General features: G+C 61.4%; 28 protein-coding genes. 17 read left to right on the top strand and 11 right to left on the bottom strand.

The window, feature by feature from the left end; all coding sequences use genetic code 11:
• Nucleotides 1-3: 3 nt before the first annotated feature.
• A complete protein-coding gene (locus ACSQ9D_RS11705; RefSeq protein WP_436282369.1) occupies nt 4-1,029 on the bottom strand; it encodes a substrate-binding domain-containing protein in 1,026 nt (341 codons plus the stop codon).
• 314 nt (nt 1,030-1,343) lie between these two features.
• Between ACSQ9D_RS11705 and ACSQ9D_RS11710 the strand changes: the two genes are divergently transcribed.
• The 6 genes from ACSQ9D_RS11710 to ACSQ9D_RS11735 all read left to right on the top strand — a co-directional run bounded on the left by ACSQ9D_RS11710 (nt 1,344) and on the right by ACSQ9D_RS11735 (nt 7,527).
• Nucleotides 1,344-2,609, top strand: a complete 1,266-nt coding sequence (locus ACSQ9D_RS11710) for an ABC transporter substrate-binding protein (RefSeq protein ID WP_436282370.1) — start codon at nt 1,344-1,346, stop codon at nt 2,607-2,609.
• Between the two features lie 85 nt (nt 2,610-2,694).
• Nucleotides 2,695-3,681 carry a carbohydrate ABC transporter permease gene (locus ACSQ9D_RS11715; protein WP_436282371.1) on the top strand — a complete coding sequence of 329 codons (987 nt, stop codon included), beginning with the start codon at nt 2,695-2,697 and terminating at the stop codon, nt 3,679-3,681.
• A complete protein-coding gene (locus ACSQ9D_RS11720) occupies nt 3,681-4,511 on the top strand; it encodes a carbohydrate ABC transporter permease (RefSeq protein WP_436282372.1) in 831 nt (276 codons plus the stop codon). Before ACSQ9D_RS11715 ends, ACSQ9D_RS11720 begins: the two co-directional genes overlap by 1 nt.
• Nucleotides 4,512-4,523: 12 nt before the next feature.
• Nucleotides 4,524-5,552 carry an ABC transporter ATP-binding protein gene (locus tag ACSQ9D_RS11725; protein ID WP_436282373.1) on the top strand — a complete coding sequence of 343 codons (1,029 nt, stop codon included), beginning with the start codon at nt 4,524-4,526 and terminating at the stop codon, nt 5,550-5,552.
• Nucleotides 5,553-5,623: 71 nt separating this feature from the next.
• Nucleotides 5,624-6,409, top strand: coding sequence for a ThuA domain-containing protein (locus ACSQ9D_RS11730; RefSeq protein ID WP_436282374.1), 786 nt, complete (start codon nt 5,624-5,626; stop codon nt 6,407-6,409).
• 11 nt (nt 6,410-6,420) lie between these two features.
• A complete protein-coding gene (locus ACSQ9D_RS11735) occupies nt 6,421-7,527 on the top strand; it encodes a Gfo/Idh/MocA family protein (protein WP_436282375.1) in 1,107 nt (368 codons plus the stop codon).
• A gap of 71 nt (nt 7,528-7,598) precedes the next feature.
• On the opposite strand, the gene ACSQ9D_RS11740 is transcribed toward ACSQ9D_RS11735, so the two are convergent.
• From ACSQ9D_RS11740 to ACSQ9D_RS11755, 4 genes are all read right to left on the bottom strand, one after another.
• Nucleotides 7,599-8,759, bottom strand: a complete 1,161-nt coding sequence (locus ACSQ9D_RS11740; protein WP_436282376.1) for an aminotransferase — start codon at nt 8,757-8,759, stop codon at nt 7,599-7,601.
• Between the two features lie 91 nt (nt 8,760-8,850).
• Nucleotides 8,851-9,498: a Crp/Fnr family transcriptional regulator gene (locus ACSQ9D_RS11745; RefSeq protein WP_436282377.1), complete on the bottom strand. Its 648-nt coding sequence runs from the start codon at nt 9,496-9,498 to the stop codon at nt 8,851-8,853.
• Nucleotides 9,499-9,832: 334 nt separating this feature from the next.
• A complete protein-coding gene (locus ACSQ9D_RS11750) occupies nt 9,833-9,994 on the bottom strand; it encodes a hypothetical protein (protein WP_436282378.1) in 162 nt (53 codons plus the stop codon).
• Between the two features lie 80 nt (nt 9,995-10,074).
• Nucleotides 10,075-10,296, bottom strand: coding sequence for a hypothetical protein (locus ACSQ9D_RS11755; RefSeq protein WP_436282379.1), 222 nt, complete (start codon nt 10,294-10,296; stop codon nt 10,075-10,077).
• A gap of 162 nt (nt 10,297-10,458) precedes the next feature.
• On the opposite strand from ACSQ9D_RS11755, the gene ACSQ9D_RS11760 reads away from it, so the two are divergent.
• The 6 genes from ACSQ9D_RS11760 (at nt 10,459) to cydX (ending at nt 17,363) form a co-directional block, all read left to right on the top strand.
• Nucleotides 10,459-11,037, top strand: a complete 579-nt coding sequence (locus ACSQ9D_RS11760) for a GbsR/MarR family transcriptional regulator (protein ID WP_436282380.1) — start codon at nt 10,459-10,461, stop codon at nt 11,035-11,037.
• Nucleotides 11,038-11,041: 4 nt separating this feature from the next.
• Nucleotides 11,042-12,739, top strand: a complete 1,698-nt coding sequence (gene cydD / locus ACSQ9D_RS11765) for a thiol reductant ABC exporter subunit CydD (protein ID WP_436282381.1) — start codon at nt 11,042-11,044, stop codon at nt 12,737-12,739.
• Nucleotides 12,736-14,424 (top strand): thiol reductant ABC exporter subunit CydC, encoded by a 1,689-nt coding sequence (gene cydC / locus ACSQ9D_RS11770; protein ID WP_436282382.1) that lies wholly within the window; start codon nt 12,736-12,738, stop codon nt 14,422-14,424. The genes cydD and cydC overlap by 4 nt, the downstream gene beginning before the upstream one ends.
• Before the next feature lie 75 nt (nt 14,425-14,499).
• Nucleotides 14,500-16,080: a cytochrome ubiquinol oxidase subunit I gene (locus tag ACSQ9D_RS11775; protein ID WP_436282383.1), complete on the top strand. Its 1,581-nt coding sequence runs from the start codon at nt 14,500-14,502 to the stop codon at nt 16,078-16,080.
• Nucleotides 16,081-16,085: 5 nt separating this feature from the next.
• Entirely contained in the window at nt 16,086-17,240 is a 1,155-nt protein-coding gene (gene cydB / locus ACSQ9D_RS11780) for a cytochrome d ubiquinol oxidase subunit II (protein ID WP_436282384.1), read from the top strand.
• 12 nt (nt 17,241-17,252) lie between these two features.
• Nucleotides 17,253-17,363 (top strand): cytochrome bd-I oxidase subunit CydX, encoded by a 111-nt coding sequence (gene cydX / locus ACSQ9D_RS11785; RefSeq protein WP_007790147.1) that lies wholly within the window; start codon nt 17,253-17,255, stop codon nt 17,361-17,363.
• Between the two features lie 121 nt (nt 17,364-17,484).
• Here cydX and ACSQ9D_RS11790 read toward each other — a convergent pair whose 3' ends face one another.
• The gene (locus ACSQ9D_RS11790; RefSeq protein WP_436283821.1) at nt 17,485-17,973 is read right to left on the bottom strand and encodes a GAF domain-containing protein; all 489 of its coding nucleotides are present in this window, start codon (nt 17,971-17,973) and stop codon (nt 17,485-17,487) included.
• 378 nt (nt 17,974-18,351) lie between these two features.
• On the opposite strand from ACSQ9D_RS11790, the gene ACSQ9D_RS11795 reads away from it, so the two are divergent.
• From ACSQ9D_RS11795 to ACSQ9D_RS11805, 3 genes are all read left to right on the top strand, one after another.
• Nucleotides 18,352-18,612: a hypothetical protein gene (locus ACSQ9D_RS11795; protein ID WP_024317561.1), complete on the top strand. Its 261-nt coding sequence runs from the start codon at nt 18,352-18,354 to the stop codon at nt 18,610-18,612.
• 63 nt (nt 18,613-18,675) lie between these two features.
• Nucleotides 18,676-19,161, top strand: a complete 486-nt coding sequence (locus tag ACSQ9D_RS11800; RefSeq protein ID WP_436282385.1) for an NUDIX domain-containing protein — start codon at nt 18,676-18,678, stop codon at nt 19,159-19,161.
• A 116-nt stretch (nt 19,162-19,277) separates the two neighbouring features.
• Nucleotides 19,278-20,258: a DMT family transporter gene (locus ACSQ9D_RS11805; protein WP_037118028.1), complete on the top strand. Its 981-nt coding sequence runs from the start codon at nt 19,278-19,280 to the stop codon at nt 20,256-20,258.
• 83 nt (nt 20,259-20,341) lie between these two features.
• Here ACSQ9D_RS11805 and ACSQ9D_RS11810 read toward each other — a convergent pair whose 3' ends face one another.
• The 4 genes from ACSQ9D_RS11810 to ACSQ9D_RS11825 all read right to left on the bottom strand — a co-directional run bounded on the left by ACSQ9D_RS11810 (nt 20,342) and on the right by ACSQ9D_RS11825 (nt 22,124).
• Nucleotides 20,342-20,692, bottom strand: coding sequence for a hypothetical protein (locus ACSQ9D_RS11810; RefSeq protein WP_037118029.1), 351 nt, complete (start codon nt 20,690-20,692; stop codon nt 20,342-20,344).
• Between the two features lie 170 nt (nt 20,693-20,862).
• On the bottom strand, nt 20,863-21,165 hold the full coding sequence (locus ACSQ9D_RS11815; protein ID WP_436282386.1) for a hypothetical protein: 303 nt from the start codon (nt 21,163-21,165) through the stop codon (nt 20,863-20,865).
• A gap of 101 nt (nt 21,166-21,266) precedes the next feature.
• Entirely contained in the window at nt 21,267-21,689 is a 423-nt protein-coding gene (locus tag ACSQ9D_RS11820) for a secondary thiamine-phosphate synthase enzyme YjbQ (RefSeq protein WP_436282387.1), read from the bottom strand.
• An 81-nt stretch (nt 21,690-21,770) separates the two neighbouring features.
• Nucleotides 21,771-22,124, bottom strand: coding sequence for a DUF1428 domain-containing protein (locus tag ACSQ9D_RS11825; protein WP_436282388.1), 354 nt, complete (start codon nt 22,122-22,124; stop codon nt 21,771-21,773).
• A gap of 207 nt (nt 22,125-22,331) precedes the next feature.
• Between ACSQ9D_RS11825 and ACSQ9D_RS11830 the strand changes: the two genes are divergently transcribed.
• On the top strand, nt 22,332-22,784 hold the full coding sequence (locus ACSQ9D_RS11830; RefSeq protein ID WP_436282389.1) for a VOC family protein: 453 nt from the start codon (nt 22,332-22,334) through the stop codon (nt 22,782-22,784).
• On the opposite strand, the gene ACSQ9D_RS11835 is transcribed toward ACSQ9D_RS11830, so the two are convergent.
• A complete protein-coding gene (locus ACSQ9D_RS11835) occupies nt 22,772-23,794 on the bottom strand; it encodes a LysR substrate-binding domain-containing protein (RefSeq protein ID WP_436282390.1) in 1,023 nt (340 codons plus the stop codon). The genes ACSQ9D_RS11830 and ACSQ9D_RS11835 overlap by 13 nt on opposite strands.
• Nucleotides 23,795-24,280: 486 nt before the next feature.
• On the opposite strand from ACSQ9D_RS11835, the gene ACSQ9D_RS11840 reads away from it, so the two are divergent.
• A complete protein-coding gene (locus tag ACSQ9D_RS11840) occupies nt 24,281-25,306 on the top strand; it encodes a porin (RefSeq protein WP_436282391.1) in 1,026 nt (341 codons plus the stop codon).
• Nucleotides 25,307-25,424: the final 118 nt, after the last annotated feature.

The raw sequence follows: 25,424 nt of genomic DNA on the forward strand, positions 1-25,424 counted from the left end.
GGATCAGGGCTTGGACGGCCTCGCCGGCCCTGTCGATTCCCGCAGGATGAGTTCGACAGGCCACAATTCGTGGATCTCCAGCGGCGACCGCCCCGACAGCAGCTGCAAGACAAGATCGGCGCAACGCGATCCGGCCGCCCGCATCGAAGACCGCGTCGCCGAAAGCGACGGCACCATATTGTCTGCTGTCAGGTACGGAAAAACGTCGTCGTGGGCGATCACCGAGACATCCCGGCCGATCTGCAGCCCCAGCGATCGAACCGCGCGATAGACGCCGAGCGCCGTCATCATGGATCCCGCCACAAAGGCAGTCGGCGGGTTCGCTTGTTCCAGGAAGGACCGCGCGAAACGAAAGCCAAGCTCGTCGGTGAAGTTCCCGTTGGCGATCAGCTGCGCATCGGGCTCTATACCGTGGCTTTGAAGGGCCTTGCGAAACCCGCTGTCTCGATGAAGGGCGTAGGTGGCGCCCGGCCGGCCATTGATCATTGCAATACGCCGATGGCCGAGGTCGATCAGATGCGATGTTGCTCGTTTGATCGCGGCTTCGTTGTCGATGTCGAGCCAGGCATGCGGCACGTCGATGGTGGATCGGCCATGCACAAGAAACGGCATGCCGAGTTCGTGGAGTAGCGCAATGCGCTCATCCTCGGGTTTGGGCGAATGCACGATGATCGCGTCCACGCGTCGACTCTCCACGAGTCGTCGATAAAGCTGCATCTCGTCTTCATGGTTCGGATCCGACATCGGGATGACGAGAATGTCGGTCTCCTCCGCCACCAGTCGCTCCGCCATACCGGCCATGAACTCGGCGAAGTGGAATTCGCCGGCCCGCCCCATCACCACTCCGATCGCCCCGGCCCTACCGGTCTTCAGCCGCACGGCATTGACGTTCGGGCTGTAACCCAGCCGGACAGCAGCTTCCGCAACACGTGCACGTGTGGTCTCGCTCACCTCGGGGTAGCCGCTCAGCGCCCGACTGACGGTTGTCGGGGACAATCCCACCTGCTTGGCGAACTCTTTAAGCTTCATACGACATTGTGTCTTTCGTCCTGGCCTACCTGGCTGGACGCCAGCAGGTGCTGTCTTCCTTATGGCCTAAGCCTAGCAGTTCGCAAACAGCCAAACCGTTTTCAATTCTAGATATTCCTCGGCGGGCGATCCTGTTCTTTTCCCACAACCAAAACCAGCGCCATCTCTATGATTTTTCTTTGTTATCAATATGTGATGGCGGTTGTACGACTTTGACACGAGTGCCCGCTTGACTCAATATCGACCTTCTGACAGTTTTTTCCAGCCAAACCGTTTTCAATTTTCTCAATGTTTGGTTCTTTTGGGAGGAAGATATGAAGTTTCGTTTCACAGCGGTCGCCATTGCTGCCGCGTTGATTGGCGTCGCACAGCCGTCCCTCGCCGCCAACATCAGCATCTCCGCCAGCTCCACCGGCAAGAACCTGGAGCTGTTCCGCAAGCAACTCGACGCCTTCGAGAAGGCAACCGGCAACAAGGTCAGCATCGTGACCATGCCATCCTCCTCGACCGAGCAGTTTTCGCAGTATCGCCTCTGGCTTGCCGCCGGCAACAAGGACGTCGACGTCTATCAGACGGACGTCATCTGGGCGCCGCAGCTGGCCGATCAGTTCGTCGACCTGAAGGATGCGGCGAAGGATGTCGTCGGCGATTTCTTCCCGTCGATCATCGCCTCGCAGACCGTGAACGGCCGCCTCGTCGCCATGCCGCTCTACACCGATGCACCGGCGCTGTTCTACCGCAAGGACCTGCTCGACAAGTACGGCAAGCAGCCGCCGAAGACCTGGGACGAAATGGCGGCAACCGCCAAGGAAATCCAGGAGAAGGAACGCGGCGCCGGCCGGAAGGATCTCTGGGGTTTTGTCTTCCAGGGCAACGCCTATGAGGGTCTGACCTGCAACGCGCTCGAATGGGTGAAGTCGTCGGGCGGCGGTCAGATCATCGAAGCGGATGGCACCATCTCCATCAACAACGAGAAGGCTGCAGGCGCGCTCGACCGTGCCAAGGCATGGATCGGAACGATCTCTCCTCCTGGCGTGCTGGCCTATCAGGAAGAAGAGTCCCGCGGCGTCTGGCAGACCGGCAACGCCGTCTTCATGCGCAACTGGCCCTATGCCTACGCGCTCGGCAATGGCGCAGACAGCGCCGTCAAGGGCAAGTTCGACGTAACGACGCTTCCGGTCGCCAAGGAAGGCGACACCCCGTCCTCGACGCTTGGTGGCTGGAACCTTGCGGTTTCCAAGTATTCGCAGAACCAGGACGCCGCGATCGCGCTCGTCAAGTTCCTAACCTCCAAGGAGAGCCAGAAGCAGCGCGCCATCGAGCTGTCCAACCTGCCGACCCTGCAGGCGCTCTACGATGACAAGGACATCGCTGCCGCGCAGCCGTTCATGCCGAACTGGAAGCCGATCTTCCAGAACGCCGTTCCGCGTCCCTCCGCTTCGGCCAAGGTCAAGTACAACGAGGTTTCCTCGAAGTTCTGGACCGCCGTTCACAATTCCCTCTCCGGCAACGGTACTTCCGCAGAAAACCTCGAGCTTCTCGAAGCCGACCTGATGTCGCTAAAGGGCGACAACTGGTGATCGACGGTACTGGCAGCGGCGGAACTCCCGCCGCTGCTCTCTCCTGAAGACGCCATCGTCAATCGCCTCAAGAAGCGGGGACCTCATGACTGAAGCCGCAGTTTCTCAAAGCGTCGGATCGCGAGCGCGCGCCCTAAGCACCTCGTCGGATTTGCGCGCCGAGCGCGTCCACTCTGCCTGGATGTTCCTGGCTCCGACCCTGTTCATTCTGGCAGTCGTTGCCGGATGGCCTCTTTTCAGAACCATCTATTTCAGCTTCACGAACGCATCGCTCACCAGCCTCGGCGACGCGCAGTTCGTCGGCTTCAAGAATTACCTCTCCTGGATCACGCTCAAGAGCGGACGCACCGTCTATAGCGGCCTGCTGGCCGATCCCGCCTGGTGGGGCGCCGTCTGGAACACGATGAAATTCGCGTTTCTGTCAGTGACCATCGAAACCGTCCTCGGCCTCGTCGTCGCCCTGGTGCTAAACGCACAGTTTCCAGGCCGCGGCATCGTGCGCGCCGCCATTCTCATTCCCTGGGCGATCCCGACCATCGTTTCCGCCAAGATGTGGGCCTGGATGCTCAACGATCAGTTCGGCATCTTGAACGACATCCTGCTTGGCCTCGGTCTGATCAGCCAGAAGATCGCCTGGACCGCCAATCCCGACACGGCGATGATCGCGGTGCTGATCGTCGATATCTGGAAGACGACGCCCTTCATGGCGCTGCTCATTCTCGCCGGCCTGCAGATGGTCCCCGCCGATATCTACGAGGCGGCCAAGATCGACGGCATCAACCCGATCCGCGTCTTCTGGCGGCTGACGCTGCCGCTGGTGCGCCCGGCCATCATGGTCGCCGTCATCTTCCGTATGCTGGATGCCATGCGCATCTTCGACCTCATCTATGTGCTGACGCCGAACAACGCACAGACCAAGACCATGTCCGTCATGGCGCGTGAAAACCTCTTCGATTTCGACAAGTTCGCCTACGGGGCAACCGCTTCAACCGTGCTCTTCCTGATCATCGCAACGGTTACCGTGCTCTACATGTGGCTCGGTCGCGTCAAACTCGGTGGGAGCGAACGCTGATGTTGCTGACGCTGACCAAGAACACGCTCTTCTATCTGCTCGTCACCGTCATCGTCATCGTTGCGGTCTTCCCGTTCTACTATGCGATCCTGACGAGCTTCAAAGCCGGCACGGCCCTTTTCGAGGTGAACTACTGGCCGACGTCGATCTCGCTCACCAACTACACGACCGTCCTGACCACAGGCAGCTTCATCCGCAGCCTGGGAAATTCTCTGCTCGTCGCCTGCCTCGTCGTCGCAGCCTCGCTGCTGCTCGCCATCACCGCGTCCTATGCGCTTGCCCGCGTCAATTTCCGCGGCCGGGCACTGCTGATGCTGACGATCCTGTCGGTCTCGATGTTCCCGCAGATCGCCGTGTTGGCTGGCCTGTTCGAGCTGATCCGCTGGATCGGCATCTTCAACACGCCTTTCGCGCTGATCTTCTCCTACATGATCTTCACCCTGCCCTTCACGGTCTGGGTGCTGACCACCTTCATGCGCGATCTGCCTATCGAAATCGAGGAAGCGGCGATCGTCGACGGCGCCTCCCCCTGGGTCATCATCACGCAGGTTTTCATGCCGCTGATGTGGCCTGCTTTGGTCACCACAGGCCTGCTTGCCTTCATTACGGCCTGGAACGAATTCCTCTTCGCCCTAACATTCACCTCGTCGGACGCTCAAAGAACCGTTCCGGTTGCCATCGCCCTGCTTTCGGGCGGCAGCCAGTTTGAAATCCCTTGGGGCAACATCATGGCGGCATCCGTCATCGTCACGGTACCCGTCGTTGTCCTGGTCCTGATATTCCAGCGACGCATCATTTCCGGCCTGACAGCCGGCGGCGTCAAAGGTTGAAGAAAGCAAGATATGGCACAGATTCGACTCGATAATATCCGCAAGAGCTTTGGCGCGCTCGAAGTCATCAAGGGCGTCTCGCTTGATATCCGCAAGGGCGAATTCATGGTCTTCGTCGGCCCGTCGGGCTGCGGCAAGTCGACGCTGCTGCGGCTCATCTCCGGATTGGAGGACATCTCGTCGGGCACGCTGTCCTTCGATGGCGAAGCCGTTAACCGCTTTGCCCCTTCCAAGCGTGGCATCGCGATGGTGTTCCAGTCCTATGCGCTCTATCCGCACATGACCGTGTTCGAGAACATGGCCTTCGGCATGAAGCTATCGGGCCGCACCAAGGACGAGTGCAACGCGCGTGTCGAGCAGGCCGCCGGCATGCTGCAGCTCAAGCCTTATCTGGAACGCCTGCCGCGCCAGCTGTCGGGCGGTCAGCGCCAGCGCGTGGCGATCGGCCGCGCCATCGTCCGCGATCCGAAGGTGTTCCTGTTCGACGAGCCGCTGTCGAACCTCGATGCTGCGCTGCGTGTCGCCACCCGGCTGGAGATCGCCAAGCTTCATCGCAGCATGCATGGCACGACGATGATCTACGTCACCCACGACCAAGTCGAAGCAATGACGCTGGCCGACCGCATCTGCGTGCTGCGCGACGGCGTCGTCGAACAGGTCGGCACGCCGCTCGAGCTTTACGAGACGCCGAATTCCGTTTTCGTCGCCGGCTTCATCGGCTCGCCGAAGATGAACTTCCTGACGGGCGAATTCTCGGCACCCTACAACGCCCACACCATTGGCGTGCGGGCCGAACACATGGAGATCGTGCAGCAGGCGCCCGCCTGGACGGGAACCGTCATCCATTCGGAAATCCTCGGCTCGGACAGTTTCGTCTATCTCGACATTGGCATCGGCGAACCGCTCGTCGTTCGCGAAACGGGCGTATCGAGCCACCGACCCGGCGAGAAACTGGGCGTCGCCCCGCTTCAGGGCTGCATTCACCGGTTCGACCAATCCGGACGCGCGCTCGAGAGGATGCCCCTCAAAGGCGCGGCCTGACACCAACCAAACCACAGGATCCGACCGCTTCCCATCGGTTTCGGTCCACTATCGCATGAAGGAGCAGTAACTTGGCTATTCGCACCATTGTCTGGGGTGAAAACATCCACGAAACCACCAATGCCATCGTTCGGGGCATCTATCCGGAGGGCATGCACACCACCATCGCCAATGCGCTGAACACCGATCCAGGTATCAGCGCGACGACGGCGACGCTGCAGGAGCCTGAACACGGCCTGACTGAAGCCCGCCTCGCCGAAACCGATGTCCTCACCTGGTGGGGCCACAAGGACCACGGCGCCGTTTCCGATGTCGTCGTCGAGCGTGTCGCCAAGCGCGTCTGGGAAGGCATGGGCCTTCTCGTTCTGCACTCCGGCCACTTCTCGAAGATCTTCAAGCGCCTGATGGGCACGCCCTGCGCGCTGAAGTGGCGCGAGGCCGGCGAGCGCGAACGCCTCTGGACCATCAACCCGCGCCACCCGATCGCAGCCGGTATCGACGAGAATTTCGTGCTGGAAAACGAGGAAATGTACGGCGAGCAATTCTCCGTACCGGAGCCGCTGGAAACCGTCTTCATTTCCTGGTTCCAGGGCGGCGAAGTCTTCCGATCCGGCCTCACCTGGCGCCGTGGCGCGGGCAACATCTTCTACTTCCGCCCCGGCCATGAAACCTATCCGACCTATCATGATGCCAACGTCCAGAAGGTACTCATCAACGGCGTGAAATGGGCTTATAACCCGCAGGGCGATCTCAAGAGCATCACCGATGCCCCGAACGTTCCGGTCGAAAAGGCGCTCGAACCGATCGTCGAGCGCGGTCCGAGACTGCACCAGGCCGGCGAAGCCGGTTACCGCTGAGGAGCATAGCAATGCGTCTACTCGTTCTTGGCACAGGCGTTATGGCCAAAAACCAGGTTGCCAACTTCCTCGCCATCGATGGTGTGGAGGTTGTCGGCGCCGTTGACACGGACCCGGTTCGCCTCGCCGAATTTGCCGATCACTTCCACATCGAGAAGCGTTTCCAGACGCTCGAGGAAGCGATCGCATGGGGCGAATTCGATTCCGCCACCAACGTCACGCCGGATCGCATCCACCATGCGACCAGTCTGGCGCTGATCGCCGCCGGCAAGCATGTGTTTTGCGAAAAGCCGCTGGCGGAAAACTATGCCGACGCGCTGGAGATGACGGAGACCGCGGAAGCTGCGGGCGTCGTCAACATGGTCAACCTGACCTATCGCAATGTGGCTCCTCTGCAGCGCGCCCGCGAAATGGTGCTGGCCGGCGAGCTCGGCACGATCCGCCATGTCGAAGCCTCCTACCTGCAGAGCTGGCTGGTTTCTCGCGCCTGGGGTGACTGGCGCACGGAATCGCGCTGGCTATGGCGCCTGTCGACCGGTCACGGTTCGAACGGCGTGCTCGGCGATGTCGGCATCCACATCCTCGACTTCGCCGCCTATGGCGCAGCAACCGATATCGACCATGTCTTTGCCCGCCTGAAGACCTTCAACAAGGCACCGGGCGGCCAGATCGGCGAATATCTCCTCGACGCCAACGACAGTTTCACCATGTCGGTCGATTTCACCAACGGTGCGCTTGGCGTCATTCACGCCACTCGTTGGGCGACCGGCCACCTCAACGAACTGAAGCTGCGCATCTACGGTGAAAAGGGCAGCCTGGAAGTGATCCATCGTCCCGATGGTTCGGACCTTCGCGGCTGCTTCGGCGAGGACATCGAGACCGCCACTTGGCGCGACCTCGAAGTGCCTGCGGTTCTCACCAACTACCAGCGCTTTGCTGAAGCGGTCAGAACCGGAAAGCAGGACGACCCGACCTTCCGCCACGCTGCCAACCTGCAGAAGGTCATCGACCTTGCGATCGTGTCGGAGAAGGAGCGGCGGGAGCTCAATCTGCTGGAGGCCTCCGAACAGGATAGCCCAGCAGACAAGCGGATACCGCCGCTGACTGTCGTGGTCTGATAAAAGAGACGAGCTACGAGCCAGAAGCAATAAGGGGCCCGCTCATGCGGGCCTTTGTCGCCTTGGGTTTGCTATTGAAGGCGCTCTGCGAGGAGACCAATCAAAGCAGCATCGGCATTTGCGAAAGCGAGCCTCAGATAACGCTCCTGCCCTTCGCCGAAATAGCTGCCCGGCAAGCAAACGACGCCCGCCTCTTTCGCCAGCCGCTCCGCGACGGCCGATGAGCCGAGCTGTTCGAAGGGATGACGGATGAAGGCGAAGTAGGCGCCGATCGCGCCGATCTCCCAACCGGGCAAGACTGCCATTACGGCCCTGAGCGCATCCGCGCGGCGCGCGATTTCCAGACGGTTGCCTGCACGCCAATCGGCGAGGATTGGCATCGCCTCGGCAACGGCAATCTGCGCAGCGCGAGGAGCGCAGATCTGCATATTGTCCATCACCTTGGTGATTTCGGCAACGACACTCGCACCGGCCGTGATCGCACCGAGGCGATGGCCGGGAATGCAGAAGGACTTCGAAAAGCTGTAAAGCAGGATCAGCGTGTCTTCCCAGCCCGGAATTGTCAGCAGCGGATGCGGCGCGCCGTAGCCATCCGGCAGAAAGTCGCGATAGGTCTCGTCGACGATCAGCCACGCCCCGTGCTTGCGGCACACCATCAACAGGTCGTGCAGCAACGCCGGCTGATAGATCGCGCCGGTCGGATTGTTCGGCGTGACGATCGCCAGCACCTTCGCACCTGCGGCCAGAGCCTTTTCGGCGGACCGAACGTCTGGCAAGAAACCGTTCTGCGCATCGCACTCGACGAGGGCACGCTTGATGCCAAGCATCGACAGCGTCGTTTCCTGATTGAAATAGAACGGATTGGTCAGCGCCACCGTATCGCCGGAGCCGGCAAGCGCAATCGCCGCGGACATGAAAGCCTGATTGCAGCCGGCGGTTATATGGATGTTGTCTGACGACACCGCGGCGCCGTAGAGCGCCGACATATGCCGCGCATAGGCTTCGCGCAGCACGCCCTCGCCCTCGATCGGCCCGTAGCCGGTCATCTTCGGTGACGACGCCGCTTCGCCCAACAGCCGCAGCATATCGGGGTGCGCGGGATAGCCGGGCACGGCCTGCGAAAGGTCGACCAGCGGCCCCTTCCCGCCCCTGTATTCACGAGCCCAAGCGAGGACGGACGGGATCGGCGGGGGAGACAGTCGGGAAACAAGCGGATTGGGTTCGGCAGACATGCGTATCTCTTATGGAACGAGGTGGACCAGCACTCCTGCACCAAATGGGCTGCCTCGGCAACATGCATTCGAGCGTGCCGCCGAGAGGTTGTCAGGAACCGCAGAAAGCCTTGAGCTTTGAAAGCTTCGGCACGTCGATATGCCGATTGGCAACGATCCCGATAATCCCATCGGCCTTCAGCTTCGACATTTGACGGGAAACGGTTTCGATCGTCAGCCCGAGGAAGTCCGCAATATCCGCCCGCGAAAGCGGCAGGTCGAACTGGCGCCGGTCACCGGTCGCCTCGGGATCGAGATGCGTCGCGATCAGGAGCAAGAAGCTTGCGACCTTCTCGGCCGCCGTCTTTCGCCCCAGCGTCACCATCCAGTCGCGCGCCTCGTCCAGCTCGCGCAGTGTCTGCGTCATCAGTCGTTCGGCAAGCGCGGGATTGGTCTTGACCATGCGCTCCAGCGCAACTTTCGGAATGCGACAGAGGTTGACGTCGGATGCCGCCTCCACCGACACGGCATTCTCGTCGGCATTCAGTCGGCCAAGGAGATCGGGAGCGAATTGCAGTCCAACGATCTGTTGGCGTCCGTCTTCCAGGGTCTTCGTGAGCTTCACGACGCCACGGATCACAGTGGCGTAGGATTCGGCCGGCATCTTCTCGCCAGCCAGCTCATCGCCGGCTTCGTGGTTGACGAGGCGCGTATGCGCAGAAAGCGCCAACAGCTCATCGGCGCTGAGCGCGCCGCACACGCCCTTGTGGCGGACCTCCGCGCAAAAGCAAAGACTACAGCCACGGCGGGACAACAGCGTTTTCTTGATCGAAATCAAGGTGTCACGGTTCTTGGCCGGTTAGCGCTTCTCCGAAAGGACACGCATGAACACCGAACTCATCGCCCGCTAAGCCGCTCCCGTGCCGCGCGACCGGCTATCCAACCGCGGCGCAGTTTCACGCCGGCGTCGGCGAAACCATCTATCGGGAATGGCTCGGCCAACCGGCTGATGCATCACTGTCACTCTACCTGCACATCCCTTTCTGCGATCGGCTCTGCCTTTATTGCGGCTGCCACACCAAACAGGTGCGCCGCTACGATCCGATTGCTGCCAGCAAGGTCAGCGCCATCCGCTTCGGCGGCGGATCGTCGACGATCGTGAGCCCACGAGATCTGCAGAGATTGCGCGACACGCCGATCGTCATTTCGATATCCAGCCGGACTGCGAGATCAGCGTCGAAATCGACCCAACGCATGTGGATGCGGAACGCTTGCAGGCCTCGAGATCGTCCGGCATCACGCGGGCAATCGCCGGCTGCACGATTTCGAGCCCGCCTCAGGCCACCGCGCCGCAGCGTCTGCCATCGCCGAATTTGCGCTCGCGCTTCGGACGCGCAGCGATGCCGTCTGCACCGACGCCATGCGAGCGCATATTCTCAACGACGACGGCCTGACGAGCTCCGACGGCAACACCTTCGCCATCACGCCGAAGGGCGGCCCATTCGTGCGGGACGCCGCGACGTTCGACCGCCACCTCAACCAGGAACAGGCGAAACATTCCCTCGCCGTTTGATCCAGATCGGTTTTGCCGCGCCGCATCTTCCCATGACGCACCGCGACACCAAATTGCCGCAGCCCTCACTTGCCGATTGCCGATGGAACCGACCCAGTTATAGTAATTTCAGAAATTTCTGAAATCACCGACATAACGGAAACCGAGATGAACCTTCCGCCGCTTGTTCAATCCTTCGTTCTGCACTTTGGTGAAATGGGCTCGCGCTGGGGCATCAACCGCACGGTCGGCCAGATCTACGCGCTGCTCTACGTGTCGCCCTCGCCGCTCTGCGCTGAGGAGATCACCGACGCTCTCGGCATCTCGCGATCGAACGTGTCGATGAGCCTGCGCGAACTGCAGACCTGGAACCTCGTCCTGCTGAAGCACCGACCTGACGACAGGCGCGACTTCTTCACGACGCCAGATGACGTCTGGCTGATCCTGCGCACGCTGGCGGAGGAGCGCAAAAAGCGCGAAGTCGATCCGACGCTCTCGGTGCTGCGGGAAATCCTCATGCAGCGGCCTGCAAGCGAGGCCGAGCGCCATGCCCAGGAGCGCATGAGCGAGATGCACGCGCTGATCGAACAGCTAACGCATTGGTATGAGGACGTAAAACAACTTGAAACCGAACGGCTTGCAACGTTACTCTCGCTCCGAGCGAAAGTGACGAAGCTGTTGGAGGCCAAGGACCGAGTCGTTTCGCTCGGCCGCAGCCGCCGGCCCAATCCTGCGAACAAGAGTTAGCGCTATGAGTGCTTACTTAGACGCAAAAGGAAAGCAGGCTTTCGGCAAGCCGGTAAATACTGTGCCCGGACATGGTGGGTTGCGAAAGACAGCCGCGATCCAGACCCTGGCATCGCTCATGTGGATCCCACAGGCGGCACTTCTCGCCACGGCAGTCGGCCGCATTGCCGATGGCGGCGGCTTCAACAATGTTCTGTGGCTCGCCGTCTCCATCGCTCTGCTCGGCACGGCAAAAAGCTGTCTCGAGGCGGCCGGCGGCCGCCTGGCATTTCGCGCCGCGCGTGCCGAACTGACGGCGCGGCGTGAACTGGCCGCCGCAGCCCTTGCCCGACGCTCGCCGATCGACAGCACGAAGCCGAGCTCCGGCGAGGTCGCAAGCGTTCTCGGCGAGCAGGCCGAGATGATCGTTCCCTATCTCTCGCGCTTCCAGCCGGCCCGCTTCAAGGCGAGTGCCGTGCCGCTGGTCATCCTTGCCTGCGTCTTCCCGATTTCGTGGATTGCGGCCCTCATTCTCTTTATCACCATGCCGTTAATCCCGGTCTTCATGGCATTGATCGGCTGGCGCGCGCAGGCGGCAAGCGAAAAACAGCTGGCAGCGACCGGCGGCCTCAACGGTTTCCTCCTCGACCGGCTGCGCGGGCTGGCCACCCTGCGCGCGCTTGGTGCCGTCGACGCGACCGCCACGAGGCTCAGAGCCGACGCCGTTTCGCTGAAGGTCCGGACGATGGCTGTGCTGAAGATCGCCTTCCTGTCGTCGGCCGTTCTGGAGCTTTTCGCGGCTCTGGGTGTTGCGCTGGTCGCCGTTTACATCGGCTTCTCGCTGCTCGGAGAAATCCGCTTCGGCGCCTGGACGGCCGGCCTCGACCTGACGACCGGGCTCTTCGTGCTGTTGCTTGCGCCCGCCTTCTTCGAGCCGCTGCGCGAGCTCTCGGCTGTCTGGCACGACCGCGCCGCTGGCGAAGCTGCGATCAAGGCTATCGATGCGCTGAGCACTGGCGGCCTCATGCTTCCCGAGGACGCCGACCCGCGCGCGGGCAAGCCAACCGCGCCAGCTGGCGCCATTCGACTGCAGAATGTCGGCTTCCGCTACGGCAAGGATACCGACATCGCGATCGACGCCTTCGATCTGAACATCCGTCCCGGCGAGCATGTCGCACTGCTCGGCGCCAGCGGCTCGGGAAAATCGACCCTGCTCGCCCTGATTGCCGGCCAGGCTGCCTGCGAGACCGGCAGCATCAGCATCGACGGACAGCCAGCCAACCCCGCCCTGCGGGCCAAGATCGCCTGGGTCGGCCAGAAGCCGCACATATTTGCAGGCACAATCGCAGGCAACATTTCGCTCGGCCGGCCCGGCGTTTCGATGCAGGCCGTGGTGAGGGCGCTCGAGTTCGCCAAGCTCGGCCGCTTCGCCCGCAGTCACGCTCGACGCCGGCTCGGCGATGGCGGCATGGGGCTTTCCGGCGGCGAAGCGCTGCGCCTCGCAATCGCCCGCGCCGCCTGCAATAGAGACGCCTGCATCGTGCTTGCCGACGAGCCGACGGCACACCTCGACGCCGAGACCTCAAGCGAGATCACCGAGGGCCTGCTTGCTCTTGCAAGGGGACGCACGCTTGTCGTGGCGACCCATGACCCGCGGCTTGCCGCGCGCATGGACCGGACGATCGTCCTCGATCCCGAAACTGCACGGGAGGCAGCCGAATGAGCGCATCGCTTTCCAACCTCAAGCCGATCGTCAAGCTCTTCCTGGCCGAACGACGCCGCGGCATGCTCCTCGGGGCCGCGCTTGCGGCGACCACGGTATCTGCAGGGATTGCCCTGCTCGGCCTCTCCGGCTGGTTCATCACGGCAACCGGCATCGCCGGGCTTTCGGCAGCAACGGTCGCCACCTTCGACGTCTTCATGCCGTCGGCCGGCATTCGCCTGCTTGCGCTCGGCCGGACCGCTTCGCGCTACGGCGAACGGCTCACCACCCATGACGCAACGCTGAGCGTGCTCGCCGCTCTGCGCGAACGCCTGTTCCGCGGATGGGCAATGCCCGGTGCCGCGCAAGAACTGGCACGCCGGCCCGCCCGCCTGCTCTTCCGATTGACGGGCGACATCGACGCGCTCGAGCCCCTTTACCTGCGCGTGCTGGTTCCGGCCGGCGTTGCGATCGCCGCGGCGATTGCCGCGAGCATCGCGCTCGGCCTCATGCATCCACTCTTCGGACTGGCCGCCGGCATCGGGCTGCTTGCCGCCGGTCTCGGCATTCCCCTCGTCGGCGGACGTCGGGCAGCAAAGCATGCTCGCCGCCGTGCCTATGGCATCGAGGCCGTTCGCGCTCGCACCGTTGATCTCGTCGCCGGCCAGACGGACTTGCTGATGGCCGGGTGCCTCGATGCGCAGCGTTCGGCGATCGCCGATGCCGACCGCTATGCCGCCGGCGCCGACGACCGCCTCAACCGCGTCGAAGCCGGCGTCACATTCGGCTTCGGCCTCACCGCTACCGCGTTGCTCAGCGGTTCGCTCATGGCTGGGGCAGCATTGAGCGGAGCGGGCACAATCAGCCCGCCGGTCGCCGCGCTCGGGGTGCTGATTGCATTCGCCGCAGTCGAGCCCTTCGGTGCGCTGCGCCGTGGTGCGATGGAGCTCGGCCGAACCCTGCTTGCCGCCCGCCGCATCGCGCCGCGCTTGTCGGCAGATGAAGGCGCACAGCGCAACGCTGCATCGGCGCCCGGTCTGGCTTTTCGCCTGAACGAAGTGACCGCGGGATATGACGCTGAAATGCCTGTGCTAGGCGACATCAACCTCGATCTGAAGACCGGCGAAAAACTTGCATTGATCGGCGCAAGCGGTACCGGCAAATCGACACTCCTATCGCTTCTCGCAGCCGAAATAGAGGCCAGCCACGGAGCCGTCGAATGCGTCGACGCGACCCTCTTGACGCAGCGCACGGAGCTTTTCCAAGATAGCGTTCGCGGCAATCTGCAGCTCGCGAGCCCCGATGCAAGCGACGTCGCGCTGCAGGGGGCGCTCGCCGCCGCCGGTCTCCTCCGCGACGTCGTCGCTCTGCCGCGCGGCCTCGACACGCCGCTTGGCGAAGGCGGCATGGGGCTCTCGGGCGGTCAATCGCGCCGCCTTGCCCTCGCCCGCCTCTTCCTGCGCGACGCGCCGCTCTGGCTGCTGGACGAGCCGACGGAAGGCCTCGATGGCGCAACCGCGCGCGATGTCATGAGCCGTCTGGTGGAGAAGGCGCAGGGACGCTCGCTCGTCATCGCCACGCATATCCGTCGAGAGGCCGAAATCGCGCACGTCATCGCGGTCATGGAGGATGGGCGCATCACAGACGTTTCGCGCCGCGGAGAGGCAGCGTTCGAAAAGGCCTTGAACCGACTGAGACCGGACTGAGCCACACCGCATGACCGCCAGGCAATCCGGTTTGGCGGAAACCTTCCTACCCCGTGGGACCGTGGGAGAAAGACAATGGAACTAGACATCGTCGCGCTATCGCGCTTCCAGTTTGCGCTGACTGCGCTTTACCACTTTTTATTCGTGCCTTTGACGCTCGGGCTCTCCGTGCTGCTCGCCATCATGGAAACCGTCTACGTCATGACGGGCCGCCAGGTCTGGCGGCAGATGACGAAGTTCTGGGGCATACTCTTCGGCATCAACTTTGCAATCGGGGTCGCCACCGGCATCGTCATGGAATTCCAGTTTGGCATGAACTGGAGCTACTACAGCTACTATGTCGGCGATATTTTTGGCGCACCGCTGGCCATCGAAGGGCTGATGGCCTTCTTCCTTGAGGCAACCTTCGTCGGCCTGTTCTTCTTCGGATGGGACAAGCTTTCGAAGGTCGGTCACCTCGTCGCGACATGGTGCGTGGCACTCGGCTCCAACTTCTCGGCTCTGTGGATCCTTGTCGCCAACGGCTGGATGCAGAACCCGGTCGGCTCGGCGCTCAATCCGCAGACAATGCGCATGGAAATCACCAGTTTCTTCGACGTGGTCTTCAATCCGGTCGCCCAGGCGAAGTTCGTCCACACCGTATCGGCCGGTTATGTCTGTGCATCGATCTTCGTGCTCGGCGTCTCGGCCTGGTACCTGCTGAAGGGTCGACACCTCGAAATCGCCAAGCGTTCAATGACGGTTGCGGCATCGTTCGGTCTGGCATCGGCGCTTTCGGTCGTCGTCCTCGGTGACGAAAGCGGTTACCTCGCAACCGAGAATCAGAAGATGAAGCTCGCCGCCATCGAGGCGATGTGGGAGACGGAACCAGCGCCGGCCGCCTTCACCGCCTTCGGCTTCCCCGACCAGGACGCGCGCGAGACGCATTTTGCCGTCCATATTCCCTGGGTCATGGGTTTGATCGGCACACGCTCGCTGACGACGGAGATCCCCGGTATCGACAAGCTCGAACAGCAGGCGGAAGCCCGCATTCGCGACGGTATCAAGGCCTACGACGCGCTGATGCAGATCCGCGCCGCAGCAACGCCGGACGGCATCGCACCTGAGGTCCGCACCTCGTTCGAGGAACTGGGACACCAGCTCGGCTACGCTCTTCTTCTGAAGCGCTACGTCGACGATCCGCGCCGGGCCACCGACGCACAGATCACCCAAGCCGCACGAGACACGATCCCGCATGTACCGACGCTCTTCTGGTCGTTCCGCATCATGGTCGGGCTCGGCATGTTCTTCATTGTCTTGACGGCCACCTTCTTCTGGCTCTCGGCACGGCGTCATTTGGACAAGTACCCGCTGCTGCTGAAGATTGCCGTCTTCGCGATCCCGCTTCCCTGGATTGCCATCGAATCGGGTTGGATCGTTGCTGAAATCGGCCGTCAGCCGTGGGTCATCGAAGGCGTTCTCCCGACGGCTATGGCGGTGTCGAGCCTCGGCGCAAGCACGGTACTGCTGACGATCATCGGCTTTGCTGCCCTCTACACCACGCTCATCATCGTCGAGATGACGCTGATGATCAGGGCCATCCAGAAGGGGCCGGAGCCGGACGACGAGCCGGAAGCAGAGCTTATTTCCGAAACCCTCGTTTCCGCTGCGGAGTAACCATCATGATCCTGCACGAACTGATAGACTACGAAATCCTGCGCTTGATCTGGTGGCTGCTTCTCGGCGTCCTCCTGATCGGCTTTGCCGTCACCGATGGCTTCGACCTCGGCGTCGGCACGTTGTTGCCTTTCGTCGCCAAGACGGACACGGAGCGCCGCGTCGCCATCAACACGATCGGCCCTGTCTGGGAAGGAAACCAGGTCTGGCTGATCGTTGGCGGGGCCGCGACTTTCGCCGCCTGGCCGCCGCTTTATGCAGTGTCGTTCTCGGGCTTCTACCTCGCGATGTTCGCGATCCTGTTCGCCCTCATCCTGCGCCCGGTCGGCTTCAAGTATCGCTCCAAGCGCGAGAGTGCCCGCTGGCGCAACAACTGGGACTTCGCGCTGTTCGTCGGCGGTTTCGTACCGTCGCTGATCTTCGGCGTCGCCGTTGGCAACGTGCTGCAAGGCGTGCCGTTCCGCTTCGACCCGGCTGACATGCGCATCTTCTACGAGGGCTCGTTCTTTGGCCTTCTCAACCCTTACGCTCTGCTTTGTGGCCTGCTCTCGGTCGCCATGTTCGTCATGCACGGCGCTTCCTGGCTGGTCCTGAAAGCAAGCGGCACGGTCGCCGAACGGGCAAGAAGCTATGGCAGCCTCGCCGCGCTCATCGTCATAGTCCTTTTCGCACTCGGCGGCATCTTCCTGGCGCTTGGTGTGAGTGGCTACGCCATCACCAGCGAGATCAACCGGGCCGGCCCGTCGAACCCTCTGCTCAAGACGGCCACCCACGATGGCTCCTGGCTGGCGAACTATGGCACCCACTCGTGGATGCTGATTGCGCCGGTCCTCGGCTTCCTCGGAGCAGCCGCCGCCTTCCTCGCCCTTCGGGCAAAATGGGAAGTCGCTACCCTGCTCTTCAGCAAGCTCTCGATCTTCGGCATCATCTCGACCGTCGGTCTCTCGATGTTTCCGTTCATCCTGCCCTCCTCACTCGACCCGAGGTCGAGCCTGACGGTATGGGATGCCTCGTCGAGCCACACGACGCTGTTCGTCATGCTTGTCGTGTCGCTGATCTTCCTGCCGCTGATCGTCGCCTACACCGCCTGGGTCTACAAAGTCCTCTGGGGCAAGGTCGATGAAGAGACCATCACCGACAAGAGCGGCCACGCTTACTGAAGGAGAAAGACGATGTGGTATTTCGCATGGATCCTCGGCCTCCCGCTGGCCGCCGCCTTCGCCGTCCTCAACGCCATGTGGTATGAGCTGATGGACGACGAAGCCAAGAAGCGAAAGCAGTAGCGTTTAGGCTTGCTGTTTGAAAACAACGAAGGGACGGTCTGCGCAGGCTCGTCCCGTTTTGCCTGAGAGACGTCGGCTTCGAAACTCTGATGCTCGCAGCTTCAAAGGCCAATGGCTGGGGCTAATAGCTGGCCTCGACGAAAATCCGGGCCAGAGCTTCGACGCCGGACTGATCGGCGACGTCGAAGCGCGACGCGGTCGGGCTGTCCAGATCGATGACGCCAAGAATTTTACCGTTATGTTGCAGCGGCACCACGAGTTCCGAACGCGAGGCGGCGTCACAGGCGATATGCCCGGGAAACGCATATACGTCCTTGACGAGGATCGAAGTCCCCTTTTCCACAGCCGTACCGCAGACCCCGCGGCCGACCGCGATTCGAACGCACGCAGCCTTGCCCTGGAATGGTCCAAGAACCAGCTCCTTGTCCGATTTCAGGAAGTAGAAGCCCGCCCAGTTGAGATCCGGCAGCATTTCGAACATCAGAGCCGATGTATTCGCGGCATTGGCGATCGTATCGCTTTCGCCATGCAGCAGCCCTTTCAGCTGCTGGCAAAGCTCCTTGTAGAAATCGGCCTTGTTGGCGGAACTTATGGTCGCGGCTTGAAACATATCCGTTATCGCTTCCGTTTGCGTGGTGAGCGTCGATATAGGGGTACGCATCCCGATTGCCAAACGCAATCGTGAGGAGCAGGATGGACCATCATGTCACTAGATGGTGATAGTTATCAGCAACCATCTTGTCGGTCGACGATCCGACTCTATGTAGTGCCCTGTCGCGACCTATTGCGGCTCGCGAATTAAGCGGCCGGCAGTTGCGGTTTGCGCGCACGGCGATATCGGGCGACGGTCAGGTAAAGCGCCTGCCGCCCCTCATTGTTAGGGCATTGCGACGAGCGGAGCAGCTATCTCGGCAGAGCTGCGCAAGACGTCATGAAGCCGCTTCGGCTGGGCAGATTGATCCATTGATTTCAAGCAGAGGTAAGGACGATGACACCGGAAGACAGACGGGCGGTCTTTAGCCACCGCCAAATAGCGGCAATCATTGAAGGCATCATGCAGGAAGACGGCACCGAGGAGCCGATCACGGGAAAATCGCTTGGCGAAGCGATCCTCTTCGTATCGGAAGAAGCGGCGACCAGCGCATCCAGCGCCCATGTCATTTACGGCGAGAACGGCTCGCTTAGCTATACCGATTGCCTGAGCGTATACCGCGACTACGGCGTGGCTCTTCGCCAGACGCCGAATTGAGACAGCGCGTGGGCGCGCGCCGCGCCCAGCGCTCTTGCCCGTAAGCAGAAGGATGCAGTCGATATGGCGAAGCGAAGTGCAGGCCTGCTGATTTACCGCCTCCATGATGGTGGCTACGAGGTCCTCCTGGTTCACCCGGGGGGCCCCTACTGGGCAAAGAAGGACATCGGTGCCTGGTCTATCCCCAAGGGCCTCGTCGACGAGGATGAAGATGAACTTGATGCGGCAAGACGTGAAACCCGCGAAGAGCTGGGCGTCGACGTCGAAGGAAGCTTTCACCATCTCGGGGAATACAAGCAACCCGGTGGCAAGATCGTTGCTGCCTGGGCGGTCGAGGCCGACATCGATCTCAAAGCAACGGCCAGCAATCGCTTCCAGATGGAGTGGCCGCCGCGCTCCGGTGTGATGGTGGAATTTCCCGAAGTGGATAGAGCCCAATGGTTCACGCTGGCGGATGCGGAGCGAAAGATCCTGAAAGGTCAGCACCCCCTGCTCGTGGATTTCCTTCGGCGGCGCTCGCAAAGTCCCCTGGAGGCATATGCGAGCTGATAAATGATGACAGCCGGGCTTGCGATTGTGCATGGCAGCTATTCGCAATCGGCTCTCGCGTTGCCGCCGGCGGTCCGTAAGAGTTCAAAGACTCTCCTCCGGACGAATCTAGAGCCATGACAGCCCATTCTTCGCCGCTGCGCGGTGTTCTCGTTGCGTTCGGCGCCTATGCCGTATTTGCCTTCAGCGATGCATCGATCAAGATATTGCATGGCGGCGTGCCGGCCTATCAGATCGCCTTCATCGGTGCGCTGTTCGGCTGCGCCGCGCTGCCCTTCATCAAAGGCAGAGATGACACCTGGGTCGATATCGTCAGGAGCACGAACCGCACCCTTTGGCTGCTGAGGTTCGTCTGCGGCGCCATCGGAGCAATCGCTTCGATCATCACATTCACAAAGCTGCCGATGGCTGAGGCCTTCTGTCTGCTGTTCCTTCTGCCGTCGTTCGTGACCATTCTGTCCGTCATCTTTCTCGGGGAAGACGTACGCTGGCAGCGCTGGGCCGCCGTCATCGTCGGCTTCATCGGCGTTCTGGTCGTGCTCCGTCCGGGCTTCCGCGAGTTGTCGGTCGGTCATCTTGCGGCGGCGATCGGCGGCCTGGCTGCAGCAATTTCGATCGTTATCATGCGAAAGATGGGGCCGGGCGAAAAGCGCCTGTCGCTGTACGGCGCAGCCTTGCTCGGCACGCTTGCCGTCAGTGGCATGCTGATGCTGTCGGAGATGGTTGTTCCAACCCCGCGCCAGTGGCTGTTCATCGCAAGCTATGGCCTGCTTGGCGCGGCCGGTAACGTGCTGCTGATGACAGCCGCCCGGCTGGCACCGGCAAGCCTGGTCGCCCCTCCTCAGTACAGCCAGATGCTGTGGGCGATCGCGTTCGGATATCTGATCTTCGACGACACCATCGACCTTCCGATGGCTGCCGGCATCGTTCTCATTATCTGCTCGGGCTTGCTGACGCTGGCCCGTGAAAAGAAGCGTGGTACGCCGCTGCCGCGAGCCGTCGTTTCGGCTGACAGCCAGGCGCCGCTTGCAACATCGACCGACGAGACCGGCGACGTGGAGCGACCAGCTCAATCGGCCTCGCACGCGATCCCCTAAGTGCCAAAAAACCGCCTTTGCCGGAACCGAATGACGTTGGCAAAGGCGGTTTTCTGGTTTTCAGAGTCTGGTGATCGGGACCGTTAGCGGCGCAGGACCGGGCAGCCGCGGATATTGCCGAAGCTGATTTCATCGGCGCCACGGCGCGTCCAGCCCTCGACGATCACGCGGCGGGGCGTGACGTCGACCACGCGGGCACGACGAAAGCCGTAGTCACGCGCGATATCTTCTGCGAGCCGCGGGTCACAGCCACGCGGACGCGGCCGCGGGCGATCATAGTCAGGCGGTGGCGGGCGATAGTAACCGGGAGGCGGTGGCGGGCGACCACTGCCAATGTAGACGTCTACCTGAGCGGATGCCGGTGCAGCTACCCCGGCAACAGTGCCGGCGGCGAGCAGCGTCGCAAGCCCCGCCTTGGCCAGAAATTGCATCATCGAAAGTTCTCCATCGGGGTGCGGCAGAGCCCTTCCCCATTCGATACACTCTTACCGGCAAGGTCAGGTCCAACCTTTCCGGATCTGCGCATTCATATGCGATTCGCACAAAGCAGGGCGAAAATGGCGAGGCCAAGGCAAGCTGACGGCGCCATTGTGGACGACGCCAATCAGCGGCGGATCAAGGGGCATCCGCCAACGTTGGCGAACACGATCTGGTCCCAGCCCCGATGATTGCGGCCGGAAATGACCACGCGCCGCGGCGTGACGTTCGTGACGCGCGCGTAGCGCAGACCTGTCCAACGTGCCTTCTGGAAAGCGTGCACGGGCGAGCAGGCATAGACGGGTCGGTATTGGACATCGACAACCGGCGCACGTCCCCATTCCGAAGCCGAGGCGGTCGGTGCCCCGAACGGGTTCGAGGCCAATGCGATGATGGCGGCAAAGGAAGCCTTGGCGACGAAATGGGTCATGACACGAGCTTTGAACGGTTCCTTACATCTCCCACGCGGGATTGTGGCGACGATAACCCTCTGAAAATGAATGATCTTCGCACCGGCCGTTCAGTTGCGGTTCAGCCGCTGAGATGCAGCACGATCTCGCGCCGATGCGGCCGGTCACGGTGTTCGAACAGGTAGATCCCCTGCCACGTGCCGAGCGCGAGCCGCCCGCCGACAACCGGAATGCCGAGGGAAACCTGCGTCAACGCAGCCTTGATATGCGCCGGCATATCGTCCGGTCCTTCGGTCGTATGAACGATCCAGCGCATCGAAGGATCGGACGCGGGAGGCACCAGTCGGCGAAAGAATGCATCGAGATCGGTTCGCACGTCCGGATCGGCGTTTTCTTGAATGAGCAGCGAGCACGAGGTGTGGCGCACGAAAACGGTCAGCAGCCCCTCGGCCGCGCCATTGGCGCGAACGAAGGATGCTGCCTCCGCCGTAAACTCGTAAAGGCCCTGGCCCCTGGTGGAAATACTGATGATCTTCTGGGGCATCGCTGCTGTTCCGCTTACGTCTCCGTTATGAGACGTGGCGCGCAGAAGCCCTCATGTCAATGAGGGCTTCTGCGCCGCTGCTCAAAGCTGCAGAAAGGGAACGAACCCACCGAAAATCATGCGCTTGCCATCGAAGATCGACTTCCACTCGTCGCCTTCAAGACGAGGGTCTGCCATCACCTTCGCCATGATGTCATCGCGCTCCTGGCGTGAGCCATAAACGATCCAGGAAAAAACCACGACTTCGTCGTCCGCCGCCTGCACAGCGCGCGGAAACGAAGTCAGTTCCCCATACGGCACGTCGTCGGCGATGCATTCCACGTACTCTTTCGCACCGTAAGACTTCCAGATCGCACCGGTTGTCGCCGAAAACGCCTTGTACGCCTCAATGTTCTTCTGCGGCACGGCCACGACGAACCCATCGACATAGGACATGGTTTTCTCCCTTTTGCGTTGTTGCACGTCCAAGGACGAACGGCGTTGGCTTGGACCGACAGCCCTCTTCAAACTAAGATTAGGCGGGATCGGCGATAGGCAAGAGAATTGCCGCGACCTTCCGATCGGGAATAATTGCCTGGTCGTTGTCGGCAACCCTCCTCTTTCGGCGTCCTTGCCACAGATTAAGCGCCAGGAGGACAACCGATGCAGAAGATCACGCCTTGCCTTTGGTTCGATAACCAGCTCGACGACGCCATCAGCTTTTATAGGGCGATATTCAAGAATGCCGGGGACCCGCAGGTGAAGCGAGGCCCGGATGGAAAGGCATTCGCCGCGACGTTCGACCTGGAAGGCCAGCAGTTCATGGGCCTGAACGGCGGCCCTCAGTTCAAGTTCAGTGAGGCCGTCTCATTCTTCGTTCGTTGCAAGGATCAGGCAGAGGTCGATTATTACTGGGAACGGTTGCTTAATGGCGGCAAGCCGCAGCAATGCGGCTGGCTGAAGGACCGGTTCGGCGTCTCCTGGCAGATCATACCCGACGCGCTGATGCGCTATCTCAACGATCCGGACGCAGAAAAGGCGATGCGCGTGCAGGCCGCGATGATGCAGATGGTGAAGATCGATATCGCGGCGCTCGACGAGGCCTACGCAGGCTGAGCGCCGGACATCTCGACAAGCCGGGTCTGACCACCCTTCGCCTGTGCCCGTGTCTCGGCCTCCTGGCACTGCGTGGCGGCGCGCAGGCTTCGGAACTGCTCGACGAGAAAATCGACGAGCGCGCGAACGGCTGTCGGCAGTCCTCGCGTTGCGGTGAAGACAAGGTAGATCGTCGCCTGGGACATCTGGTGATTGGGCAGAAGGCGCACGAGCCTGCCATCGCGAATTCCCTCGGCGCAGATATGGTCGGGCAGAAGCCCGACCCCTACCCCGGCGTATATCGCTTCCAGCACGGCCGCCACGCTGCGGCAGCTCATGCGCGGCTTGTGCTGATGCCGATATCGGCTGCCATCGGGTCCGGTGAACTCCCAGACATCCCAGTCCTGCCACTCCGTCAGCGGCCCGGCAAAAGACACCGTCGGAGCGTCAGCCAAGCATTCGACACCTTCGATCGACGGCAGCGAACTCGCAACGTTCTGGTTCGCCACAAGGATCAGATCCACCTTGCTGAGCACGCGCATCGTCAGTTCGGAATCCGTCTCTTCGGCCAATTGCGCGCGAATTGCGAGATCGAGGCGCTCGTTGATGATGTCGACCCGTCGATCCGTACTGAGTATCTGCAGCTGAACCTTGGGGTAACGGTTGAGAAACGCCGGGATCATGGCGCCAAGCGAGCCATCCAGCAATCCGTGAGGCACGCTTATACGAATCTGCCCCTGCGGTTCGCCGGTCGCATCGTTGATGGCCTTCGCGGCGCGTTCTGCCTCGCGCATCATGTTTTCGCAGTGATTGTAGAAGGCGCGTCCGATTTCCGTCACCCGGAATCGATTGACCGTCCGCTCCAGTAGCCTGACGCCGAGTCTTGCCTCCAGCGCTGTTATGTGCCGGCTGAGCTTCGATTTCGGCATGTTCAGCACCCGCCCGGCGGCGGAAAAGCCATTGTGACGGACGACTGCGGCAAAATAGACGAAATCGTTCAGATCCTGGAAAACGCCCTCTGCGTTCAGCATCGGGGCACCCCTTTCAGTAAGCACGACAGGCCTGCGATCGTTATCGCTTACCGCTACTAGGGGGTGATGCCAACCGCATGGAACGAGATTTCGTTCCAAATTTGGAACACTGCGTTCCAATCAGTGCCCTTCAATTTGGCCTGCGGCGGGACTATCTGCGGTGGGATTTCCTTTGGCGCCGTTGCAATGATGGCGTCACACGCGCTCCCACGAGCCCCCGAGAACAGCATAAGGATTGGCATGCGCCGCACAACTGCGACGCAGAGGAGTCATGTGTTTAAGTATTTGATATTGTTACATAAAAACAACAGAACACATCAAAGAACCGTCGCAAACAGGGATTTTGTCACCGGGAGAATTGATAGATTTAATCAAGGATGAAATTAAGGCTCCAGCGGTTCGCTGATCCGCCAGCCGAAAGGCAAACTATCGGAACGGCCCCATCTCCCCTGGCGGCGGTTCAATCGAAAAGGAAATGGATTTCAAATGAACATACGGATGGCTTTGTTGACCTCCGCGGCAGCGTTTGCTGCTGCCACGACGCCGGTCTTTGCTGCGGACGCAATCGTCGCAGCTGAACCCGAGCCGGTTGAATACGTCCGCGTCTGCGACGCGTACGGCACGGGCTATTTCTACATCCCGGGCACCGAAACCTGCCTCAAGGTCAGTGGTTACATTCGTTTCCAGGTTGACGGCGGCCCGGATGAGAAGGGTACGTCGGACTGGAACGCCTTCACACGCGCCCAGGTTCAGTTCACGGCCAAGAGCGACACGGAATATGGTCCGCTGACCGGCGTGATCGTTTTCCGTAACAACGGCGACAACACTTCGACCTCCACCATTCTGGACTCGGCATACATTGATATCGCCGGTTTGCGCGCTGGTCTGTTCTACAGCTGGTGGGATGACGACCTTTCGGGCGAGCCAGACGTCCTGTCCAGCTTCGAGACGCTGCACAACTCCATTCGCTACCAGTACGAAAACGGCGATTTCTACGCCGGTATCAGCGTAGACGAGCTTGAAGACGGCTATTACAAGACTGGCGAAAACCCGAACAACGTCGGCGTTGCCTTCGGCATCGGCGGCAAGGCCGGCGCGATCAGCTACCAGTTTATCGGCGGTTACGACACCGACAACGAAGAAGGTGCTGTCCGCGGCATGCTTTTCGCTGATATCGGCCCGGGCACGCTCGGCCTGGCAGCTGTCTATGCGTCTGGCCCGAACTCCTACTACTCTCAGTCGGAATGGACGGTTGCCGCCGAATACGCGATCAAGGCTACCGACAAGTGGACGATTACCCCGATCGCCCAGTACTTCGGTAACTATGTGCCTGATCTTAACACCTTCCACGGCGATTCCTTCGACGGTCTGGGCGATGCATGGAAGGTCGGCATCACCGTCGACTATCAGATTGTCGACAACCTCTACGCCAAGGCAACGGTCGATTACACCGATCCGGACGACGCCGACGAAGTGACCAAGGGCTTCTTCCGCCTGCAGCGCGCGTTCTAATTCGAAATCCCGGCGCCCTGGATCAACCTTGGGCGCCGCCCAGTATTGCGTTTTCTGATCCGATTGACCTCCGATCAGTTACGGGGACTGGTCCGGTTTCCCTGCCGGACCGGCCTTG

The sequence above is a fragment of the Rhizobium sp. LjRoot258 genome (assembly GCF_964254185.1).
In the GTDB taxonomy this organism is placed as follows: domain Bacteria; phylum Pseudomonadota; class Alphaproteobacteria; order Rhizobiales; family Rhizobiaceae; genus Rhizobium.

Coding starts and splice junctions, on each gene's coding strand:
- ACSQ9D_RS11735 (WP_436282375.1), top strand. CDS start 6,421: ATGCGTCTACTCGTTCTTGGCACAGGCGTTATGGCCAAAAACCAGGTT.
- ACSQ9D_RS11755 (WP_436282379.1), bottom strand. CDS start 10,296: ATGTTTCGCCTGTTCCTGGTTGAGGTGGCGGTCGAACGTCGCGGCGTC.
- cydX (WP_007790147.1), top strand. CDS start 17,253: ATGTGGTATTTCGCATGGATCCTCGGCCTCCCGCTGGCCGCCGCCTTC.
- ACSQ9D_RS11705 (WP_436282369.1), bottom strand. CDS start 1,029: ATGAAGCTTAAAGAGTTCGCCAAGCAGGTGGGATTGTCCCCGACAACC.
- ACSQ9D_RS11815 (WP_436282386.1), bottom strand. CDS start 21,165: ATGACCCATTTCGTCGCCAAGGCTTCCTTTGCCGCCATCATCGCATTG.
- ACSQ9D_RS11795 (WP_024317561.1), top strand. CDS start 18,352: ATGACACCGGAAGACAGACGGGCGGTCTTTAGCCACCGCCAAATAGCG.
- ACSQ9D_RS11820 (WP_436282387.1), bottom strand. CDS start 21,689: ATGCCCCAGAAGATCATCAGTATTTCCACCAGGGGCCAGGGCCTTTAC.
- ACSQ9D_RS11710 (WP_436282370.1), top strand. CDS start 1,344: ATGAAGTTTCGTTTCACAGCGGTCGCCATTGCTGCCGCGTTGATTGGC.
- ACSQ9D_RS11840 (WP_436282391.1), top strand. CDS start 24,281: ATGAACATACGGATGGCTTTGTTGACCTCCGCGGCAGCGTTTGCTGCT.
- ACSQ9D_RS11715 (WP_436282371.1), top strand. CDS start 2,695: ATGACTGAAGCCGCAGTTTCTCAAAGCGTCGGATCGCGAGCGCGCGCC.
- ACSQ9D_RS11775 (WP_436282383.1), top strand. CDS start 14,500: ATGGAACTAGACATCGTCGCGCTATCGCGCTTCCAGTTTGCGCTGACT.
- ACSQ9D_RS11720 (WP_436282372.1), top strand. CDS start 3,681: ATGTTGCTGACGCTGACCAAGAACACGCTCTTCTATCTGCTCGTCACC.
- ACSQ9D_RS11800 (WP_436282385.1), top strand. CDS start 18,676: ATGGCGAAGCGAAGTGCAGGCCTGCTGATTTACCGCCTCCATGATGGT.
- ACSQ9D_RS11750 (WP_436282378.1), bottom strand. CDS start 9,994: ATGCGTTGGGTCGATTTCGACGCTGATCTCGCAGTCCGGCTGGATATC.
- ACSQ9D_RS11740 (WP_436282376.1), bottom strand. CDS start 8,759: ATGTCTGCCGAACCCAATCCGCTTGTTTCCCGACTGTCTCCCCCGCCG.
- ACSQ9D_RS11830 (WP_436282389.1), top strand. CDS start 22,332: ATGCAGAAGATCACGCCTTGCCTTTGGTTCGATAACCAGCTCGACGAC.
- ACSQ9D_RS11825 (WP_436282388.1), bottom strand. CDS start 22,124: ATGTCCTATGTCGATGGGTTCGTCGTGGCCGTGCCGCAGAAGAACATT.
- cydB (WP_436282384.1), top strand. CDS start 16,086: ATGATCCTGCACGAACTGATAGACTACGAAATCCTGCGCTTGATCTGG.
- ACSQ9D_RS11760 (WP_436282380.1), top strand. CDS start 10,459: ATGAACCTTCCGCCGCTTGTTCAATCCTTCGTTCTGCACTTTGGTGAA.
- ACSQ9D_RS11790 (WP_436283821.1), bottom strand. CDS start 17,973: ATGTTTCAAGCCGCGACCATAAGTTCCGCCAACAAGGCCGATTTCTAC.
- cydD (WP_436282381.1), top strand. CDS start 11,042: ATGAGTGCTTACTTAGACGCAAAAGGAAAGCAGGCTTTCGGCAAGCCG.
- cydC (WP_436282382.1), top strand. CDS start 12,736: ATGAGCGCATCGCTTTCCAACCTCAAGCCGATCGTCAAGCTCTTCCTG.
- ACSQ9D_RS11835 (WP_436282390.1), bottom strand. CDS start 23,794: ATGCTGAACGCAGAGGGCGTTTTCCAGGATCTGAACGATTTCGTCTAT.
- ACSQ9D_RS11810 (WP_037118029.1), bottom strand. CDS start 20,692: ATGATGCAATTTCTGGCCAAGGCGGGGCTTGCGACGCTGCTCGCCGCC.
- ACSQ9D_RS11805 (WP_037118028.1), top strand. CDS start 19,278: ATGACAGCCCATTCTTCGCCGCTGCGCGGTGTTCTCGTTGCGTTCGGC.
- ACSQ9D_RS11725 (WP_436282373.1), top strand. CDS start 4,524: ATGGCACAGATTCGACTCGATAATATCCGCAAGAGCTTTGGCGCGCTC.